This window comes from Microcystis sp. M49636_WE2 (assembly GCF_030065375.1).
Classification (GTDB): domain Bacteria; phylum Cyanobacteriota; class Cyanobacteriia; order Cyanobacteriales; family Microcystaceae; genus Microcystis; species Microcystis aeruginosa_C.
Map to the genome: position 1 here is coordinate 1 of NZ_JASJFG010000544.1, position 3,586 is coordinate 3,586.

Consider the following 3,586-nt stretch of genomic DNA (forward strand, 5'->3'; position numbering starts at 1 on the left):
ACTCCCCCAATGGCGATCGCAGATGTACTTCAAAGCATCCCTGACCGCGCTATCCCACGCCATGGAGGATCAGGTTTTAGCGGAAGACGATCAACCGTTAGTGATTGCCAGTTTTCAGCGTGAGCGCTTTTATCGTCAAGAGGCCCATCGCTATCGACGCATTGCCCACAAAAGCGGGCAAGTTTATGTTTTGTCAGCCCCAGAAACCGATTTTAAGCATAGTTCCGACATTTACGAGACGATCGCTTTTCAACCGGAGGACAGTTTAGCCCAAGAATGGCATCTAGTGGTTATCAGTCGCCATTATGCTAGTTGTTTGATCTGTCGGGAACGAACCCATCTGGTAGCCGAAGAGGAAAATAGGGCAGCTATGGATAATAATCGCCGTTTTGAGGGGATTTGGACAAGTGATCGCCATGTGAGTCAACAGGCCGCCCAAATTCTTTTAAATCATATTCTCGATTATCGTCCCGAACTGGCGGAGAAAATTAGGCGCGCTCAAGAAGAATACCTGATCTGTGAACTGACGGACAGGGATCATCAAGAGGAACCGGATCCCTTTGTCCAGCGATTGGTCACTTATTTGCAAGCGGGACAGTATAAACTGCTGAAAGCCAATCGTTCCTTGGCATCGAAAGAACACAAGGAAAGACTGATCAACTCGGTGACAGCGGCGATCCGTCGTTCCCTCGATCCGGAAGCTATCCTACAGGTGGCAGTGCAGAAATTGGGGCAGGGATTGGGAGTCTGTCGCTGCGTGGTCTATCGTTGTCATGAGGCCGACATTAACGCCACCATCGAACACGAATTTTTAAACTCCGGCATTAGTTCCATCAAAGGACAAAAATGGCCTCTGAAAAATAATCCTCTGTTTCAGGAAGTGCTGGAATTGAGAGAATCCCTGAAAATTGAAGACGCTATTCACGATCCCCGTCTTCCAGGCGATTCCATTCAAAATCTCGTGCGGGAATGTTCCATCTATTCTTGGTTATTAGTGCCGATTTTTTACCAAAGTCGTCTCTTGGGAATGTTGGAACTGCATCACTGTGGACCCTATACCACCACTTGGAAAAGCGAGGATGTCGCCCTTGTGGATGCGGTGGCCACTCAAATCGGAGTCGCCCTCATTCAAGCAGAAGCCTACGCTAATTTACAGGATTTAAATGAACAATTAGCCGCCCTCGATCGCACTCGTTCTAATTTAGTCGCCATTACCGGCCACGAATTACGCACCCCCCTCTCCACCATTCAAGTCTGTCTAGAAAGTTTGGCCTCGGAACCGGATATGCCAGCAGAAATGCGCCAAATTATGCTTGATACTGCCCTGAAAGATGCGGAACGAATGCGTAAATTAATCCAAGATTTTTTAACTCTTTCCAGGTTAGAAAGTGGCCGGGTTAATTGGAATCCCGAAGCTTTATCCCTATCGGAATGTGTGGAATTAGCCATCAGTCACGTTCACTCCCGCAATCTCGACAACGAAAACCCAAAAATTATCAATCTTGTCCCCCCTAATCTGCCCTTTGTTTTAGCCGATGGCGAGTGGTTGGTGGAATTACTCTCCAAACTTCTCGATAATGCCTGTAAGTTTACCGGTCGCGAGGGAAATGTCTCGATCGAAGTCGCTTCGGGAAAACCAAAAACTCTAGAAGTAACCATTTCTGACACTGGACGCGGGATCGAACCCAATCTTTTAGAACAGGTTTTTGATCGCTTTTACCAAGAGGAGGGGGCCCTGCGACGCAGTGCCGGGGGAACCGGTTTAGGACTGGCTATCTGTCGTCAGATCGTTAATGGTTGGGGCGGCGAAATTTGGGCAGAATCGAGGGGCAAAAATAACGGCAGTCAGTTTCATTTTACTATTCCAATATTTAAAGATAAAACTAACGATAATCCCCCAAATACCGCTCCGAAAAAATCCTCCCGTCGTCCTGCTAGTAAACGTAAATAGCGGCCAGTTGCCCGTTTAGTTTTGGCTCTTTACTCGTGATACTAAATCCAGTTATTAAAAACTGATTATGTATTCCCCCTTTTGCTTCTTGCCTCTTGCCTTTTGCCTGTCCTGATATGTAGCATATACTTAAAGGATTTAGTATGACTTCCTATGCCTTTTCTTCATCAAAAACTAAATAAAAAAGCATTAAAAAAGAAGCATCAAATACCCAAGATATATAATAAACTTAAAAGAGTAATCAATTAGTCGTTTTTAGGTGAAAAAATTATGGGACGCGCCAAGAGAGTGGTTTTAGCTTATTCCGGAGGAGTCGATACTTCCGTTTGTATTCCCTATCTCAAACAGGAATGGGGCGTAGAAGAAGTGATTACCCTAGCCGCCGATTTAGGACAGGGAGACGAGTTAGGACCGATTCAAGAAAAGGCTCTGCGCTGCGGAGCGATCGAATCCTTAGTAGTCAATGCTCAGGAAGAATTCGTCAAAGAATATGCTTTTCCCTCAATTCAAGCTAATGCTCTCTACGAAAATCGTTATCCCCTTTCTACCGCCCTGGCTCGTCCTTTAATCGCTAAATTATTAGTAGAGGCCGCCGAGAAATACGGGGCCGATGCCGTCGCTCACGGTTGCACTGGCAAAGGTAACGATCAGGTGCGTTTTGATGTGGGCATTATGGCCCTCAATCCTAGTTTAAAAGTTCTCGCTCCCGCCAGGGAATGGGGCATGAGCCGGGAAGAAACCATCGCCTACGGGGAAAAATTCGGGATTGAGTCCCCCGTGAAAAAATCTTCGCCTTTTAGTATCGATCGTAACCTGTTGGGGCGCAGTATTGAAGCCGGTCCCTTGGAAGATCCGATGACGGAACCCCCGGAAGAAATCTATTTAATGACCAAAGCGATCGCCGATACTCCCAACGAGCCGGAATACGTCGATATTGGTTTTAATCAGGGAATTCCCGTCAGTTTAAACGGAGAAAATCTCGATCCTGTCACGCTAATTAGTCAATTAAATGACCTAGTGGGTAAACACGGTGTTGGTCGTTTAGATATGATCGAAAACCGGGTAGTGGGAATTAAATCCCGAGAAATTTACGAGGCCCCGGCTTTATTAGTTTTAATTGACGCTCACCGGGACTTAGAAAGTTTGACTTTAACTGGAGATGTTACCCAATATAAACGGGGAATTGAAGAGACCTACGGACAGTTAATTTATAAAGGATTGTGGTACAGTCCCTTAAAGGAAGCGATCGATGCTTTTATCCTCAAAACCCAAGAACAGGTAACGGGATCGGTGCGAGTGAAACTGTTTAAAGGTAACGCTAAAGTGGTCGGTCGTCAGTCAGTCAATTCTATCTATTCTCCCGATTTAGCTACCTACGGAGCCGAGGATCAATTTGATCATAAAGCGGCCGAAGGTTTCATCTATGTTTGGGGATTACCCAGCAAAGTTTGGGCCGAAAAAACTAGAGGGAAGTAATCAACAATCCTCCCCTAAGTAGGGGCTGCTGAAAAAGTTTTTCGTGGGGGCAGGGTGTGGGGTGTGGGGTGTGGGGTGTGGGGTTTTACCCATTTTCAGGTGGTCAATTACCTAATTTTCAGGGAAAAAATCCCTAAATTTTCCCCCCAATCACTCCAA

At 46.1% G+C, this 3,586-nt stretch carries 2 protein-coding genes; both read left to right on the forward strand.

Features of this window, described 5'->3' with window-relative positions; translation table 11 throughout:
* Nucleotides 1-1,951 (forward strand): DICT sensory domain-containing protein (locus PX484_RS12580; protein WP_288104096.1); only part of this gene is annotated, 1,951 nt, incomplete at its 5' end.
* Between the two features lie 270 nt (nt 1,952-2,221).
* A complete protein-coding gene (locus PX484_RS12585) occupies nt 2,222-3,427 on the forward strand; it encodes an argininosuccinate synthase (RefSeq protein WP_194015274.1) in 1,206 nt (401 codons plus the stop codon).
* Nucleotides 3,428-3,586: the final 159 nt, after the last annotated feature.

Bases quoted from the DNA above. Each gene is read 5' to 3' on its own strand.
- PX484_RS12585 (WP_194015274.1), top strand. From the start codon at position 2,222: ATGGGACGCGCCAAGAGAGTGGTTTTAGCTTATTCCGGAGGAGTCGAT.